The 16,392-nt window shown below is 35.4% G+C and carries 14 protein-coding genes; 12 read left to right on the top strand and 2 right to left on the bottom strand.

Annotated elements, in window-relative coordinates:
* The first annotated feature begins 2 nt into the window (after positions 1 to 2).
* Positions 3 to 743: a succinate dehydrogenase/fumarate reductase iron-sulfur subunit gene (locus GQ45_RS11225; protein ID WP_047417918.1), complete on the top strand. Its 741-nt coding sequence runs from the start codon at positions 3 to 5 to the stop codon at positions 741 to 743.
* Between the two features lie 416 nt (positions 744 to 1,159).
* Here GQ45_RS11225 and GQ45_RS11220 read toward each other — a convergent pair whose 3' ends face one another.
* Positions 1,160 to 3,268 carry an OmpA family protein gene (locus GQ45_RS11220; RefSeq protein ID WP_231555191.1) on the bottom strand — a complete coding sequence of 703 codons (2,109 nt, stop codon included), beginning with the start codon at positions 3,266 to 3,268 and terminating at the stop codon, positions 1,160 to 1,162.
* A 530-nt stretch (positions 3,269 to 3,798) separates the two neighbouring features.
* A complete protein-coding gene (locus GQ45_RS11215; protein ID WP_047417912.1) occupies positions 3,799 to 3,990 on the bottom strand; it encodes a twin-arginine translocase TatA/TatE family subunit in 192 nt (63 codons plus the stop codon).
* A gap of 200 nt (positions 3,991 to 4,190) precedes the next feature.
* Here GQ45_RS11215 and GQ45_RS11210 point away from each other — a divergent pair, with 200 nt between their 5' ends.
* The 11 genes from GQ45_RS11210 (at position 4,191) to GQ45_RS11160 (ending at position 16,357) form a co-directional block, all read left to right on the top strand.
* Entirely contained in the window at positions 4,191 to 5,060 is an 870-nt protein-coding gene (locus GQ45_RS11210; protein ID WP_047417910.1) for a M23 family metallopeptidase, read from the top strand.
* A gap of 5 nt (positions 5,061 to 5,065) precedes the next feature.
* Entirely contained in the window at positions 5,066 to 6,562 is a 1,497-nt protein-coding gene (locus GQ45_RS11205; protein WP_047417907.1) for a GH3 auxin-responsive promoter family protein, read from the top strand.
* Positions 6,563 to 6,631: 69 nt separating this feature from the next.
* Complete coding sequence (locus GQ45_RS11200) at positions 6,632 to 8,323, top strand: hypothetical protein (RefSeq protein ID WP_047417905.1); 1,692 nt, start codon at positions 6,632 to 6,634, stop codon at positions 8,321 to 8,323.
* 3 nt (positions 8,324 to 8,326) lie between these two features.
* A complete protein-coding gene (locus tag GQ45_RS11195; RefSeq protein ID WP_047417902.1) occupies positions 8,327 to 9,382 on the top strand; it encodes a hypothetical protein in 1,056 nt (351 codons plus the stop codon).
* On the top strand, positions 9,383 to 10,393 hold the full coding sequence (gene rfbB / locus GQ45_RS11190; protein WP_047417899.1) for a dTDP-glucose 4,6-dehydratase: 1,011 nt from the start codon (positions 9,383 to 9,385) through the stop codon (positions 10,391 to 10,393).
* Between the two features lie 4 nt (positions 10,394 to 10,397).
* Entirely contained in the window at positions 10,398 to 11,255 is an 858-nt protein-coding gene (gene rfbA / locus GQ45_RS11185; protein ID WP_047417897.1) for a glucose-1-phosphate thymidylyltransferase RfbA, read from the top strand.
* Between the two features lie 78 nt (positions 11,256 to 11,333).
* Positions 11,334 to 12,461 carry a non-hydrolyzing UDP-N-acetylglucosamine 2-epimerase gene (gene wecB, locus GQ45_RS11180; RefSeq protein WP_047417894.1) on the top strand — a complete coding sequence of 376 codons (1,128 nt, stop codon included), beginning with the start codon at positions 11,334 to 11,336 and terminating at the stop codon, positions 12,459 to 12,461.
* Positions 12,462 to 12,463: 2 nt separating this feature from the next.
* Entirely contained in the window at positions 12,464 to 13,678 is a 1,215-nt protein-coding gene (gene wecC, locus GQ45_RS11175; RefSeq protein ID WP_047417893.1) for a UDP-N-acetyl-D-mannosamine dehydrogenase, read from the top strand.
* A gap of 58 nt (positions 13,679 to 13,736) precedes the next feature.
* Entirely contained in the window at positions 13,737 to 14,315 is a 579-nt protein-coding gene (locus GQ45_RS11170) for an acyltransferase (RefSeq protein WP_047417890.1), read from the top strand.
* A gap of 2 nt (positions 14,316 to 14,317) precedes the next feature.
* Positions 14,318 to 15,412, top strand: coding sequence for a DegT/DnrJ/EryC1/StrS aminotransferase family protein (locus GQ45_RS11165; RefSeq protein WP_047417889.1), 1,095 nt, complete (start codon positions 14,318 to 14,320; stop codon positions 15,410 to 15,412).
* Positions 15,413 to 16,357: a Gfo/Idh/MocA family protein gene (locus GQ45_RS11160; RefSeq protein WP_047417886.1), complete on the top strand. Its 945-nt coding sequence runs from the start codon at positions 15,413 to 15,415 to the stop codon at positions 16,355 to 16,357.
* The last annotated feature ends 35 nt before the right edge of the window (positions 16,358 to 16,392 follow it).

Below are 16,392 nucleotides of genomic sequence, written 5' to 3'. Positions count from 1 at the left end.
ATATGAATCTTACATTAAAAATTTGGAGACAAAAAGACTCAAAATCTAAGGGTCAAATGGTCGATTATAAGGTTACAGAAATATCTGAACACATGTCATTTTTAGAGATGATGGATGTTTTAAACGAACAATTGATAAACAATGGGGATAGCCCTGTTGCGTTTGATCATGATTGCCGTGAAGGTATCTGCGGATCTTGTTCTATGTATATCAATGGCGAGGCTCACGGGCCAGACAGAGGTGTTACTACCTGTCAATTGCACATGCGTATGTTTAAAGATGGCGATGTGATCACCATTGAGCCTTTTAGAGCAAAAGCATTCCCTGTATTAAAAGATTTATCTGTTGACAGAAGCGCTTTTGATCGTATTCAACATGCTGGTGGCTACATATCTGTAAATACCTCAGGAAATACCCAAGATGCCAATGCTACACTTATTTCTAAACACAATGCGGATCTAGCCATGGATGCTGCCACGTGCATCGGTTGTGGTGCCTGTGTAGCGAGTTGTAAAAACTCATCTGCAATGCTCTTTGTTGGTGCAAAAGTATCTCAGTACGCCTTATTACCACAAGGGCAGGTTGAAGCTGCTGATCGTGTTAAAAACATGGTGGCTCAGATGGATTTAGAAGGTTTCGGGAACTGTACCAATACAGGAGCCTGCGAAGTGGAGTGTCCTAAAGGAATTTCATTAGAAAATATCGCGCGTATGAACAGAGAATTGTTAAAAGCAAATTTCTAAAATAGCGTAACAATCCTTTTGTTTTACTTTTACAAAAGGTAAAACCATAGCTAATAAAAAACGCCTTCTCAATAAGAAGGCGTTTTTTTGTCTTTTAGCGTAGGTTAAAGGCTAATTGGGGTCTACTATTTTCTTTAGCTCTTGTGCTTGAGTTTTTGGGGAAACCTTGCACTAGATCCGTATTTTAGTGAAGTCATTAATTTGGGGAAAAATTCGTCACTCAAATACATTTCAAAGATACAGAGCGTATGCTATTTTGTAACACTTTTTGTTGTGAAGCCTAGCTATTTTGTTGTAAGTCTTATGAACGGTAGCCTAAATCGGTTAAATGACATGTAAATAATCTTATCTACTGCCCTAAAACAGTAATTTCACCTAAATTACTCATCTTTATAGTTAAAATCAGGCGTCTCATTTTACATTTTTACAATAATAAACTCAGAACGTCTATTAAGCTCGTGCTTTTCTTTGGTGCAGCTAACGGTACCATCACAATCGTTGAGTAACCTTTCTTCTCCGTAGCCTATGGCGCTCTCGATTCGACTTGCATCGATTCCTTGCGCTAACATATACGCTTGAGTAGCTTTTGCTCTCTTGTCTGATAAATAAAGATTATAGGCTTTTGGACCTCTGCTGTCTGTATGCGATTCTATTTTTATAACCATGCTTGGGTATTCCTTCATGGTCCCTATAAGTTTATCTAAGGCCACAGTAGCATCGTTCCGTATTTTAGCGGCATCAAAATTAAAATAAATCTTATCGGTTTTAAGTTTTCTAATGCCCTCTTCAACAGTAATACGCTCTTCTAGTCGCCTTAATGCCACATCCATCTGTACCGTTTCATCAACCTCGGCAAAGACCTCCTTGGTGTCTTCAATGAATCCGTCTTTGGTAGTACGCAGTACATATTTTTTATTTCCTTCTATTCCCTCGAAAACAAAGCTTCCGTCCTCTTGTATTTCAATTTCTTTTAATTTAATGTTGTTCTCATCCAATAGCGTCACTAAGGCTTCGGGCATATAGTCGCCAGTGACCAATTCTGTAACAATACCCGCAATAGTGGCCTTCGTTGTTTTTTCAGGGGGTACTACTTTGAAAGAATAAATATCATCGTCTCCTTTTCCGCCTGGTCGATTTGAAGCAAAATATCCTGTTTGATTTTTTTCATTGATGATATATGAAAAATCATCCTTATTACTATTTACGGGTTTACCAACATTAATAGCTTCTTGAAAACCTTCTACATCATAAGAAGATTCATAAATATCTAAACCTCCAAGGCCCACGTGGCCGTTTGAAGAAAAATACAGCTTGGTATCGGTGATAAATGGAAACAATTCCTTTTTGTTGGTGTTGATATTGGGTCCTAAATTTCTAGGTTCTGAATAGGTCCCATCTTCCAAAACATCCACTACAAAAATATCAGTTTCACCTATGCACCCCGGCATATCTGATACAAAATACAAAAGTTTTCCATCGGAACTTAAGGCAGGATGACCGGTAGAATAGGAATCACTATTGAAAGGTAATTCGGTGGCCTCTGACCACTCCTCACCTACCTTAACCGACTTATAGAGCTTTAAATGGTTGATACCATTTCCATCTCGTTTTAATTTTTTACTGTAGTTATTTCGTGTAAAATACATGGTAGCATTATCAGGAGAAAAAGCTACTGATGCTTCATGATACTTAGAATTTATTTTCTTTGAAAATTTAACTGCGTTTTTTAATTCTGCAGTTTCCTCATTCATCGTGGTTACATATAAATCTAAAAAGGGTTGATCATTCCATTTGTATTTTCTTGTTGCATACACCGAAGAATCTTTTGATGAGGCATAAACTACTTTATCCGATTCATAAAACATAGGAGAAAAGTCTGAATTCTTAGAATTGATCTCCATATTCTTAATATCAAACTTTAAACCTGCGTTAAGTATGTTATCCAAAACAATTTCATTTGGTGTTTCATTTTCCAAATCTATAGTAGTGTCAAAATTAGGTTCCATTTTATGGTAAACACGCATTAACCTTTTCGCTTTTCCATATTTACCGGTACCCTTTAAGGTGTGTGCATACTTAAAATAATTATCCGGAGACATATATTCTTCATAATTTTTATAAAGAATATCATAATAATAAAAAGCTTTATCCATGTTCGAATTAAAATAATACGCATCACCTGCTTTTTTTAATACTTCAAAAGAATAATTGCTTTTATCTTTTAGGGCCATTTCATAAAACGCGGCGGCTTCAACATACCACATTTTTTCAAAATAAAAATCAGCCTTTTCAATGAGTTTAGATGAACCAGGATTTTCCTTAGCGGCATTTTGGGCATCTCTCAGAGCATTTAATAAGTCTATGGTAACCTCTTCTATAGGGATTGATGGAATGCTGTCAGAATTTGTTTTTTCCTTCGTTTTGATAGTCCTATTTTCCACCACCTCTTTGGCCCTATTCTTTTCTTGGGCCTTTATCCCCAAGAAAGAAAGAAAAATTAGAACTATAAGTATTTTTTTCATCATTACTTTTTAAAAATGGCATGCCGTGATTTTACTAGCATCAATTCTTTTTCACAACTAATCACCAACCCAATTTAAATCTTTAAGACGTATGAGCCGCCATCATCTATACTATATCGAACAATAGTACAACAATGTCGATGAATGACTAAATATTTGTTGTAAATGACTCAGAACACGTCGTAAAACAAGGTTAAAATGATATGTTAAAGCAAGTTATCTACCTATTAAGTGTCGCTGCCCAAAGCATTTAGTTCATTTTTAAAGCTTATTTTGACCTACTATACGCGCTTTTTTATCTCGTCACCAAACCAAACTATTCCTCAATTTCAAAAACTCAGATTCTTATTTTAAAGCATTATAAAAATAAGGAAAATTCCCATTTAAGGTTCATGAGATGAAAAAACGCTCAATTCCTCAAATTCTATAATAACCCACAAAACGTTTATTTCAGAAGAATGCAACTCACTCTTGCCCACAAAAAAACCACGTTAATCAACGTGGTTAATGCTTTGGTAAACCTAAAAAATAGTTTACTTTTTTTCTTCTATTTTGTTTGATGCATCATCATCTTTGGAAGCATCTTTAAATTCTTTAATCCCGCTACCCAATCCACGCATTAATTCAGGAATTTTTTTACCACCAAAAAGTAATAAGATAGCGACTACAATTAATACTATAGAGGCCGGTCCCGGAATCGCCAAAACTATATTTGATACTATCATAATTTTTTATTTTAGAGCTACAAATTTACTAAAAAAGTATTAGATGTTGTGTTAATATTTAAGATACCTTAATTATATTTAAAAATAATATTGGCGTACTGTATACCTAACGAGAAACTTAATACTTTAGTATGGGTAAAAAACGTATATTTTTCCAAACTTGTAGAAAAAATATAATACTAAGCTTATATTTGTGAGGTATGGTGAAGAAAAAGAAAAAAAGAAAAGAAATTAAGCGAAAGTTACTCCATAAGTATCGCTTGGTTATTCTTAATGAAAATACCTTCGAAGAAAAAATTTCTTTTAAATTAAGTAGGCTTAATGTTTTTATTACAGGCTCGCTTTTTACCGTATGCCTGATTGCATTGACCACTTTATTGATTGCCTTTACACCTTTGCGAGAATATATTCCAGGATACTCCTCGACCAAACTTAAAAAACAAGCTACAGAACTCACCTATAAAACTGACTCTCTAGTGACTGTTTTAAATTATACCAATAAGTATTTAGATAATATTAGAAAAGTTCTCAAGGGAGATATTACCAACAACAAAATTAATAGAGACTCTATCTTTGAGCAGTTTAAAATAGACCCTTCCAGTATAGATTTAACGCCGATAAAAGAAGATTCGGTTTTACGAGCACAAGTAGCTTTAGAAGACAAATACAATTTATTTGAAAAAAACACAAAAGATGTAAGTCAAATTTTGTTCTCACCCTTAAACGGGAGTATTTCTCAGGAGTACGACTTAACGATTAAACATTACGCCATTGACATAGTCGCCACCAAAGGCACACCCGTAAAATCGGTTGCGGATGGCATCGTAGTTTTTTCAGAATGGACTGCAGAAACGGGTTACGTAATTCTTTTAGAACATAAAGACTGCCTATTATCTGTGTATAAGCACAACGGATCACTAAGTAAATCACAAGGTGATTTGGTAAAGGCTGGAGAAGTCATTGCAGCGGTAGGCAATACTGGAGAGCTTTCTACTGGACCTCATTTGCACTTTGAATTATGGAATAATGGCAGTCCTGTAAACCCAAGAAATTTTATCGATTTTAAATAATAACTATGTCACTAAAGTCGTTAGCTGCTAAAATTTTTGCCAAAAGAGTTCATAAACGTTCCCAGAAATGGGTGTCTAGGCCTTTTGAAACGCAAGAAAAACTCTTTCAAGAACTTATTGCAAAAGCAAGACCCACAGCCTTTGGTAAAGACCATCATTTTGATGGCATAAAAACACATGCTGATTTTGTAAAGAACGTTCCTATCCGGGACTACGAGGAGCTCAAAAGCTATGTGGATAGAGTGGTACAGGGCGAAAGTGATATCCTGTGGCCAAAAAAACCAGTGTATTTTGCAAAAACATCAGGAACAACATCAGGCGCCAAGTACATCCCCATCACCGAAGAATCGATACGGCATCAGGTAGAGGCCTCTCGGAATGCCATTCTAAATTATATTTACGAAACAGGTAATGCAGACTTTGTAAACGGTAAAATGATTTTTCTACAAGGGAGTCCCGTGTTGACTGAAAAAAATGGTGTTAAATTAGGTCGGCTATCAGGAATATCGGCTCATTATGTGCCCAATTACCTTCAAAAAAATAGGTTGCCAAGTTGGGAAACCAATTGTATAGAAGACTGGGACACCAAAGTAAACGAAATTGTAAAAGAAACCATGCATGAAGATATGACCGTGATTGCAGGTATACCTTCTTGGGTGCAAATGTATTTTGAAAAACTCCACAGTGCAAGTCACAAAAAAGTAGGCGATTTATTTAAAAACTTTAATCTGTTTATCTATGGCGGTGTTAATTATGAACCATACCGGGCTAAATTTGAAAACCTAATTGGTAGAAAAGTTGATAGTATAGAGCTTTTCCCTGCTAGCGAGGGCTTTTTTGCCTATCAGAATTCGCAAACAGAAAAAGGCATGCTTTTACTCCTAAATTCAGGTATTTTCTATGAGTTTATTAAGTCTGATGAGTTTTTTGATGAAAACCCCAACCGACTTACCATTAAAGACGTGGAAATAGGCGTAAATTATGTACTCATTATTTCTACAAATGCCGGATTATGGGCCTATAATATTGGTGATACCGTTCAGTTTATTTCATTAAAACCCTTTAAAATTATAGTCTCCGGAAGAATAAAGCATTTTATTTCAGCCTTTGGGGAACATGTTATTGGCAAAGAAGTAGAAGCAGCCATGCTCGCAGCTATTGAAGCTACTGATGCACGAGTAAACGAGTTTACCGTAGCCCCTCAAATAGTACCCTTGGACAATGAACTCCCGTATCACGAATGGTTTGTGGAGTTTCAGAAAGAACCCAGCAATTTTTCTAAATTTATTCAAGTTCTCGATGAAACTTTACAGCAACAAAATAGTTATTATTTAGACTTAAAAGTGGGTAAAATACTCCAAACACTAAAAGTAACCACCATAAAAGAAGGGGGCTTCAATGCCTATATGAAGGCTATCGGAAAATTAGGAGGGCAAAATAAAGTGCAACGCCTTTCAAATGACCGACGCGTGGCGGACAAACTATCTGATTTTAAAAAATAGCATGGGGACTCAGGCAGGTGAACCCTTAAGAACTTAAATTTATGTCGTAATTTTACACGAATTTTATTTATGAGCAAAAGCACAAACACCACTAGGGCACAAGAATCTACAAATGCCATTGAACGCATGTACATCACCATGCGTCATTTATTTAATCGAGGCTTTTATAAACCTATGGGTATTTCTGGGGAAACCTTAAGAAATGCCTTATTACAATTACGCCCAGAAATATATGGTACCATTGCTGAAGAAAAGGCAGAACTAAGTGGTTTAATTTATGTGTTAGAGCGCTTACCCGAAGGTATTGAACAATGCAGATTTATTAATTTAACTTCTGATGAAGGATACGGAAAATCGCATTTTAAGGCGATTATACCCCCAAAACGGCGACGAAACTGCTACCGCATAGATGACGAGCAGATGAACATCGAAATTACCAGAGGTAGATCTGATATTTATGATATTTTAACGCATTTAACCTTTTTATTTATAGAGTCAAATAAAATTTCAAAGCGGGTCATTATTGAGGAAACGGGTACCACTACGCGTGACTGGCAAAAGCTAGAATACGCCATTTCAAAGTCAAAACTGACACAAGCAGAACGCGAAATTGCTATCATGCACACCGCCAACGTTTTAGGAAGAACTTTTGATGAATTGTTAGAGGTGTATGGAAAATTTGCCACAAAAAAGAATCCTGATCGTTTGCTGCAAATTATATATTGGTTAGGAAAATTGGCGATAGAAGAAGAGGTCTCAAGTGAAAAAAGAGCTATTACCTTTAGCCCTGCTTTGCGAGAGCGCTTAGGACATCATATTCATGGAGAGCGCTGGGCAGATACGATAAAGAAAACGCTAAAAACCGCTGGCTTATTAGAAAGACCCATCCATATCATCAGTGCCAACATGCACAGTGTCATGAACTCGCTATTTGCTAAAAAAGCTTTAGCCAAAGAGTTTCCCAATACCAATTCCCTAGCTATTTTTGAAAAGCTAAGTGCTGCTGAAAATTCTGCATTGCGCAATAAGGTAATCTCCGTAGCTAAAAAGAATGGCATGATTGCCATCGACGACCTATCAGGAACCAATATCGATGTCCAGATTTTTGATACGGCAAAGCTGACGAGTGCTAATTGCAGTTATGAATTTCAAAAAGAGTTAGCTCGTGAGAAAAAACCTATTATCTTTGTCATGGATTATGCCTTTGGGGAACAAGCGTATGAAACTATAGACGAGTTATTAAAACCCTATAAAATCAAAAAAAACCAAGAGGTATTTTTAGATATTGAATCAATATCCATTATGGGCAAAGCAGGAATTTTAGAGGGTGGAAAAGGTGATTTAATGATCCCATCAGCACATATTTTTGAAGGTACTGGAGACAATTATCCCTTTAAAAATGAATTGTGCGCTGCAGATTTTGAAGGGAACGGTTTAAAAGTTTTAGAAGGCACCATGGTCACTGTTTTAGGGACCTCTTTACAAAATAAAGATATTTTAAAGTTTTTTAATACCTCTACTTGGAAGGCCATTGGCTTAGAAATGGAAGGCGTACATTACCAAAAAGCCATACAATCGGCTTCTAAAATACGCAAAAGTATTCGGGAAGATGTAAAAGTACGTTATGCCTATTATGCCTCTGACAATCCATTAGAAACAGGAAGTACCCTGGCCTCTGGAGGCTTAGGCACCACAGGTGTAAAACCCACCTATTTGATCACTGACAAAATAGTACAACAAATTTTTAATTCGCAAGGCTAAAAAATGAACGACCAAATACCAAAACAGCAACAATCCTCTGATGAGGTAGATTTAGGACAGCTATTTCAAATCATAGGCAATGGCTTTAAAAAGTTATTTCACTTCATTGGCGATATCTTTAAAGGCATCTTTAATCTACTCATTTTATTTTTAGTATTTCTACAAAAACATATTATAAAGTTTGCGATTGCGGGCTTTTTAGGCTTAGCTATTGGTATCTATGCAGACTTAAATAAGGAGCCGGCGTATTTATCTACCATGGTGGTAGAACCCAACTTTAATAGTGTGCAACAATTGTATAACAACATTCATTTTTACAATGAATTAGCAGAAGCCAAGGATTCTATGGCCCTAGCCGAGGCTTTAAATATAAATACCAAAGAAGCTGCTTCTATCAAGGAATTTACAGTAGAATCGTATTCTGATGAAAACCAAAAAGTACTGTTATTTGATAAGTTTGTGCGAAGTTTAGATACTACGACCCAAAAGGCCATTGACATGGAAAAGTATCTTTTGAATTTCAACTCCTTTGACGCGCGCTTCCACACCATTTCGGTTATGGCGAGCAACAATAGTGTGGCTAGAAAAATACAACCAGCCATAGTCAGCTCCATTTCAAGAAACGATTACTTTAACCTGCAGAAAGATATTAGCGATATAAATATCCAATTGCAAGACAGTCTCTATAGCAAGCAAATTAAAGAGATCGACTCTTTGCAGCTGTTGTACAAGCGGGTAATGCTTAAAGAAGCCGATAAGGCGATGCAAGGCACCAACATTAACCTAGGGGATACTGGCGGGCAAGACAACAAAGAACTTTCCTTGATCAACAAAATGGAGGAGCTCAAAAACAGTCTCGTAAAATTAAATGAAGAAAAGGCAAATAAATCGAGTATTTTAAATGTCATTTCTGCTTTTCCAAGACAAGGCGTGCAAATTAAAGGGATTTGGAATAGTTATAAATTCTTGATTCCGGCATTTTTAATTGTACTCACTGGATTTTTCTTGCTACTGTTATCGCTAAATACCTATTTAAAAAATTACAAAAAAGAGGCTTAAATGACTATTTTAATCACTGGAGGTGCGGGTTTTATAGGAAGCAATTTTATACCCTATTTTCTAGAGAAAAATCCCTCTTTTTCAGTAATTAATTTAGACCTTTTGACTTACGCTGGGGATTTAAAGAATTTAAAAGAAGTAGAAAATAATACCCGTTACCATTTTATAAAAGGTTCTATTTGCAATCGTGAATTGGTAGGTTCTATTTTCGAAAATTTTGACATAAAAGGCGTGATCCACTTTGCTGCGGAATCTCATGTGGACAATTCTATAAACGATCCATCAAATTTTATAAAAACGAATATTGAAGGCACATTTGTTTTAGTAGAAGCAGCAAAAAAGTATTGGATGTTAGCGCCCAACACTTATAAAATTGGGTATGAAAAAACCAAATTTCATCATATTTCTACAGATGAGGTGTTTGGTAGCTTAGGAGAACAAGGTTATTTTTCTGAGAATAGCCCTTATGCTCCAAACAGTCCCTATAGTGCTTCAAAAGCCTCATCAGACTTTTTAGTTCGTAGTTATTTTCATACCTATGGGTTACATGTAGTGACTACGCACTGCTCTAACAATTATGGACCCAAACAGCATGATGAAAAGTTAATTCCAACCATCATTCGAAAAGCATTAAAAAATGAAGTTATTCCTATTTACGGAAATGGAAAAAACATCAGAGATTGGCTTTTTGTATTAGACCACTGTTCTGGAATAGATTTAGTATTTCACAAAGGAGAAATTGGAGAAACCTATGTTCTAGGCGGCTCAAATGAGCATACCAATATCGCCATCGCGGAAACCGTTTGCGCGCTCCTCGATAAAGCTCATCCAAAAAAAGAAGGATCTTATCAAGATCAAATCAGCTTTGTGGCCGATCGTTTAGGTCATGATTTTAGATATGCTATTGATGCCAGTAAAATAAAAAAACAACTTGCCTGGGAACCAAAAGAAGTTTTAGAAACTGGACTTCAAATGACCATAGATTGGTACCTAGACAAATACAATAAATAGCGCCATGAAAGGAATAATTTTAGCTGGAGGTTCTGGTACACGCTTACACCCACTTACTATTGCCGTTAGCAAGCAATTGATGCCCGTATATAACAAACCGATGATTTATTATCCCTTGGCGACTTTGATGTCCGCCGGCATTAGAGATATTTTAATCATAACAAGCCCTCAGGATAAAGCTTTATTTCAAAAATTATTACATGATGGTAGTCAATTAGGGTGTAGGTTTAGCTATGCTGTACAAGAGCATCCAAATGGTCTAGCAGAAGCATTTATTATCGGTGCAGATTTTATCGCAGAAGATAGTGTGGCTCTTATACTGGGGGACAATATATTTTATGGCTCCGGTTTTAACACATTACTACAAAGCAATTCAAACCCTGATGGAGGCATTATTTACGGATATCACGTGAACGATCCACAGCGCTATGGCGTGGTTGAATTTGATACTGATGGCTATGCCATATCTATTGAAGAAAAACCCTTAAAACCAAAGTCAAATTTCGCGGTGCCTGGTATTTATTTTTATAACAATACCGTATTAGAAATTGCTAAGCAAATAAAACCGAGCCAACGAGGGGAGTTGGAAATTACTGACATTAATAAAGCCTATTTAGCATTAGGAAAACTTAAGGTCAGTGTCTTAGATTCAGGAACCGCTTGGCTAGATACGGGTACTTTTTCATCACTCATGCAAGCTTCACAATTTGTGGAAGTAATTGAAGAGCGTCAAGGCTTAAAAGTAGGCGCCATTGAAGAGGTTGCTTTTAAAATGGGGTACATTGATCTAAAACAGCTTCATCGATTAGCAGAGCCGCTTTTAAAAAGTGGTTATGGGGAGTATTTAATGAAGTTAAAATGAGACTCGATTCGAATTGCTAAACATAAGAATTATCGTACTTTTGCATCTCGAAAGAAGCGTTTTAGTCCATATTTGTAAATGAAGAAAAAAAATTTAATAATTTTCGGGACAAGACCAGAAGCTATCAAGATGGCTCCACTTGTAAAAGAATTTAAAAAACACAATGCTACTTTTGAGACCAAAGTATGTATTACTGCTCAACATCGCGAAATGTTAGACCAAGTTTTATCTTTTTTTGAAATCACACCAGATTTTGATTTAGATTTAATGAAACCTAATCAAAACCTATATACACTTACCGCCGATATTATAACAAATTTAAAGTCAGTTTTAGAAGAGTTTAAACCGGATTACGTGTATGTACATGGCGATACGACTACAACTATGGCAGCAAGTATAGCGGCTTTCTATTCAGGCGCCAAAGTCTGCCACGTCGAAGCAGGTTTGCGAACATTTAATAAGTTATCACCGTTTCCTGAGGAAATTAATAGAACTATAACTGGGCGTATTGCCGACTATCATTTTGCACCAACCTTAACTTCTCAACAAAATTTATTGCGAGAAAATATCAAAGAAGATTCGATTTTGGTAACAGGTAATAGCGTTATTGATGCCCTTAAATTCAGTTCAGAAAAAGTGATTTCAAAGACGTTTTTAGATATTGAAATAGAAAGTTTAAAAGGGTTAGTTGATGAGTCAAAAAAAATAATTTTGGTTACAGGTCACCGGAGAGAAAATCATGGTCAGGGGTTTATAAATATTTGTAAAGCTCTAAAACAACTCGCTGTTGAAAATTCAAATATTCAGATAATATATCCCGTGCATTTGAATCCCAATGTTCAAAAACCAGTTTATGAATTATTAGATAACATTGATAATATAAGCTTAATTAATCCATTATCCTATCCTGCATTTGTATGGTTGATGACAAAATCATATTTTATTATTACTGACAGTGGTGGTGTTCAAGAAGAAGCACCAAGTTTGGGAAAGCCAGTTTTAGTGATGAGAGACACTACAGAACGACCTGAAGCGGTTGAAGCTGGGACAGTGGTGATTGTTGGTACAAACACAGAAAAAATAGTACAACAAGCCACTAAGCTATTAAACAATCAAAATTTTTATAACTCCATGGGTATGTTACATAATCCTTATGGAGATGGAACAGCTTGTGAGAAAATAGTTCAATTTATTAAAAAATTATAGCAATGAATAGCAAACCAGAAGTTGTCATGATCGGATTAGGGTATATAGGTTTACCCACAGCGGCTTTAATTGCTAAAAGCAAGGTCTATGTGCATGGTGTAGATGTAAATCCAAGCGTAGTAAAAACTGTAAATCAGGGTAAAATACATATTGTTGAACCAGAGCTAGACCTTATTGTTTCTGAAGCTGTTAAAGAAGGTTACCTGAAAGCATCAACGACACCCGTTGAAGCAAATACATATCTCATTGTAGTACCAACGCCATTTAAAGATAAAAATGAGCCTGATATTTCTTTTGTAGAAGCAGCAACTAAAGCTGTCTTACCCTTGCTAAAAGAAGGTGACCTTTATATCATTGAATCAACATCCCCTATCGGGACAACTGAAAAAATGATGAGTTTAATTTTTTCAGAACGGCCAGAATTAAAGGACAATATCTTCATCGCCTATTGTCCTGAACGAGTACTTCCAGGAAATGTTATGCACGAATTGGTACATAATGACAGGGTTATTGGAGGTGTAGATTCTGTTTCTACGGAAAAGGCTGTTAATTTCTATCGAAAATTTGTTAAGGGTGATTTACATAAAACCAATGCAAGAACCGCGGAAATGTGCAAACTAGTAGAAAACTCATCTCGGGATGTACAAATAGCATTTGCAAACGAGTTATCACTTATTTGTGATAAAGCTAATATAAACGTGTGGGAGTTAATCGACTTAGCTAATAAACATCCGAGAGTAAATATATTGCAACCTGGCTGCGGTGTAGGTGGCCATTGTATTGCGGTTGACCCCTATTTTATAGTGGCCGACTATCCAATGGAGTCAAAAATTATAGGTACGGCCAGGGAGATCAACAATTATAAATCATTTTGGTGCGCTGAAAAAGTGCAAAATGCTAAATTACAGTTTGAATTGCAACATGGACGAAAACCTAGTATTGCTTTAATGGGTCTTGCATTTAAGCCTAATATTGACGATCTTAGAGAGTCTCCAGCAAAATATATTGCGCAAAAAGTATTGCAAAATGCCAATGATGAAGAATACTTTATCGTTGAGCCAAATATAAATAATCATAAAGTATTTAAACTTACCGATTACAATAGTGCCATTGAGAAGGCCGATATCATTGTTTTTTTGGTAGCACATAAAGAATTTAAAAAATTAAAGATATCTACTGATAAAGTAATATTAGATTTTTGTGGAATAATGAATTAAGAGTTTTTTTAAAATCACCACAATTTTGATTAAAAAAATTACTAAAATAAAAAAATTGATGAAACCTAATTATTTTTCACACAAAACAGCAGTTATTGATGAAAACTGTCTCATAGGGAACGGCACTAAAATCTGGCATTTTTCACACATAATGCCCAATAGCACGATCGGCGAAAATTGTAATTTAGGACAAAATGTTGTGGTTTCTCCCGAGGTTGTCTTGGGGAATAATGTTAAAGTTCAAAATAATGTTTCGATTTACACCGGAGTAATTTGTGAAGATGATGTGTTTTTAGGACCGTCTATGGTATTTACAAACATCATTAATCCAAGAAGTGCAATAATTCGCAAAGACCAATACGCTAAAACTTTAGTTAAAAAGGGAGCTTCTATTGGAGCTAATGCAACCATTATTTGTGGCAACACAATAGGCAAATACGCCTTGATAGGTGCAGGTTCTGTTGTAACTAAAGAGGTTGTAGATTATGCTTTAATTGTTGGGAATCCTGGAAAACAAATAGGTTGGGTAAGCGAATACGGTCACAAACTCATATTTAATCAAGAAGGCATTGCTGAATGTAAAGAAAGTAGACAAAGCTATAAATTAGAATATAATAGCGTAATACGAATTAGTTAAGAATGAATATAGATTTTGCAAATTTAGGATTAGCTTATGAAGAGCATAAGTTAGCGATTGATAAGGCTATGTCGAAAGTTATAAAAGATAGCAGTTTTATAATGGGTCCTGCCGTAGCTGATTTTGAAAAAAATCTCAATTCTTTTGTTGGCACCAAGCACTCCTTAACCTGCTCTTCTGGCACTGATGCTTTGTTACTAGCAATGATGGCGCTTAATATTCAGCCTGGGGATGAAATAATAACATCACCTTTTACCTTTATAGCCTCTGGAGAAACTATAGCTTTTTTAAAAGCAAAACCAATATTTGTAGATATTGAAGAAAATAGCTTTACCATAGATCCCGCTAAAATTGAAAAAGCAATTACTGAAAAAACGAAAGCAATTATGCCAGTATCACTTTTTGGTCAAGTGGCTGATATGAACGCAATAAATACCATTGCAAAAAAACATAATTTATATGTTATTGAAGATGCTGCTCAAAGTTTTGGAGCAACTCATCATGGAAAAAGAAGCTGTAATTTGAGCACCATAGGCTGTACTAGTTTTTTTCCTGCTAAACCCCTAGGATGTTTTGGAGATGGTGGAGCTGTTTTTACTAATGATGATGATTTAGCAGAGAAAATTAATAGTTTGAGGCTTCACGGACAAACTAAAAGATACTATCATAAGTACATTGGCATGGGAGGACGCCTAGATGCCTTACAAGCCGCAATTTTAAACGAAAAATTAAAGTATTATTGTAATGACATTATAAGAAGACAATACGTCGCGGAAACGTACTCAAGGAATCTTAAATCATCCATAATTAAACCGAAAATTACACCCGAAAATACTTCAGTCTGGGCACAATATTCTATAAGGGTTAAAGACCGGGAACAGGTACAAGAAAAACTAAAATCTTTAGGAATTCCGACAGCTGTACATTACCCAATGCCGCTTCATCTCCAAGAATGTTTTCAATACTTAGAAGGTAAAAAAGGAGATTTTCCTATTGCAGAACAAATATCTAATGAAATCATGAGCTTACCCATGAATCCGTACTTAACGGAAAAACAAATTTATTACATTACAGAACATCTAAATACTATTTTATAAATGAAAAATTTTGCCCTTATTGGTGCCGCTGGATACATTGCGCCAAGACACATGAAAGCAATTAAAGACACAAACAATAACCTTTTAACGGCATACGATAAAGGTGATAGTGTTGGTGTTATTGATTCTTATTTTCCAGATGCCGATTTTTTTGTAGAGTTTGAACGTTTTGATAGGCATATTGAAAAATTGAAATATGAAAAGAATAAATATTTAGACTTTGTAAGTATATGTTCTCCAAACTATTTACACGATGCGCACATAAGATTTGCATTGCGTAGCGGTGCTGATGCTATTTGTGAAAAACCCTTAGTTTTAAATCCGTGGAACGTGGATAAATTAAAAAAAGTTGAAGAAAACACCGGTAAAAAAATCTATAATATTCTTCAGTTAAGAGTACATCCTTCTATAATAGCATTAAAAGAGAAAGTTAAAAATACTAAAAAAGACACCAAATTTGAAGTTGATTTAACCTATTTAACTTCTAGAGGACATTGGTATTTTACCTCATGGAAAGGAGACGTAAGTAAATCAGGAGGCATTGCTACGAACATAGGTGTTCATTTTTACGATATGTTATCTTGGATTTTTGGAGATGTCCAAGAAAATGTGGTTCACGTACATGAAAAAGATAGAGCAGCAGGGTATCTTGAGTTCGAAAACGCTAGAGTTCGTTGGTTTCTATCTATAAATGCAAATTATTTACCAACAGAAATTAAAGAAAAAGGGCAAACTACTTATAGATCCATAACCATAGATGGTGAAGAGTTAGAATTTAGTGGTGGCTTTAAAGATTTACATACCATGGTTTATCAAGACATTTTAGACGGTAAGGGGTACGGTTTAGAAGCTGCCAAAACAGCTATTGAAATAGTACACAACATCAGAAATATCGAGCCAATAGGTCTTAAGGGGGAATATCATCCTTTTCTTGAAAAAAATTAATTAATGTTCGATTTAATAATTTTAGGACCAGAAAT

The sequence above is a fragment of the Cellulophaga sp. Hel_I_12 genome (genome assembly GCF_000799565.1).
Taxonomy (GTDB): Bacteria; Bacteroidota; Bacteroidia; order Flavobacteriales; family Flavobacteriaceae; genus Cellulophaga.
Note: the sequence above shows the minus strand (reverse complement) of the source record. Positions and strands in the feature narration are given on the sequence as shown.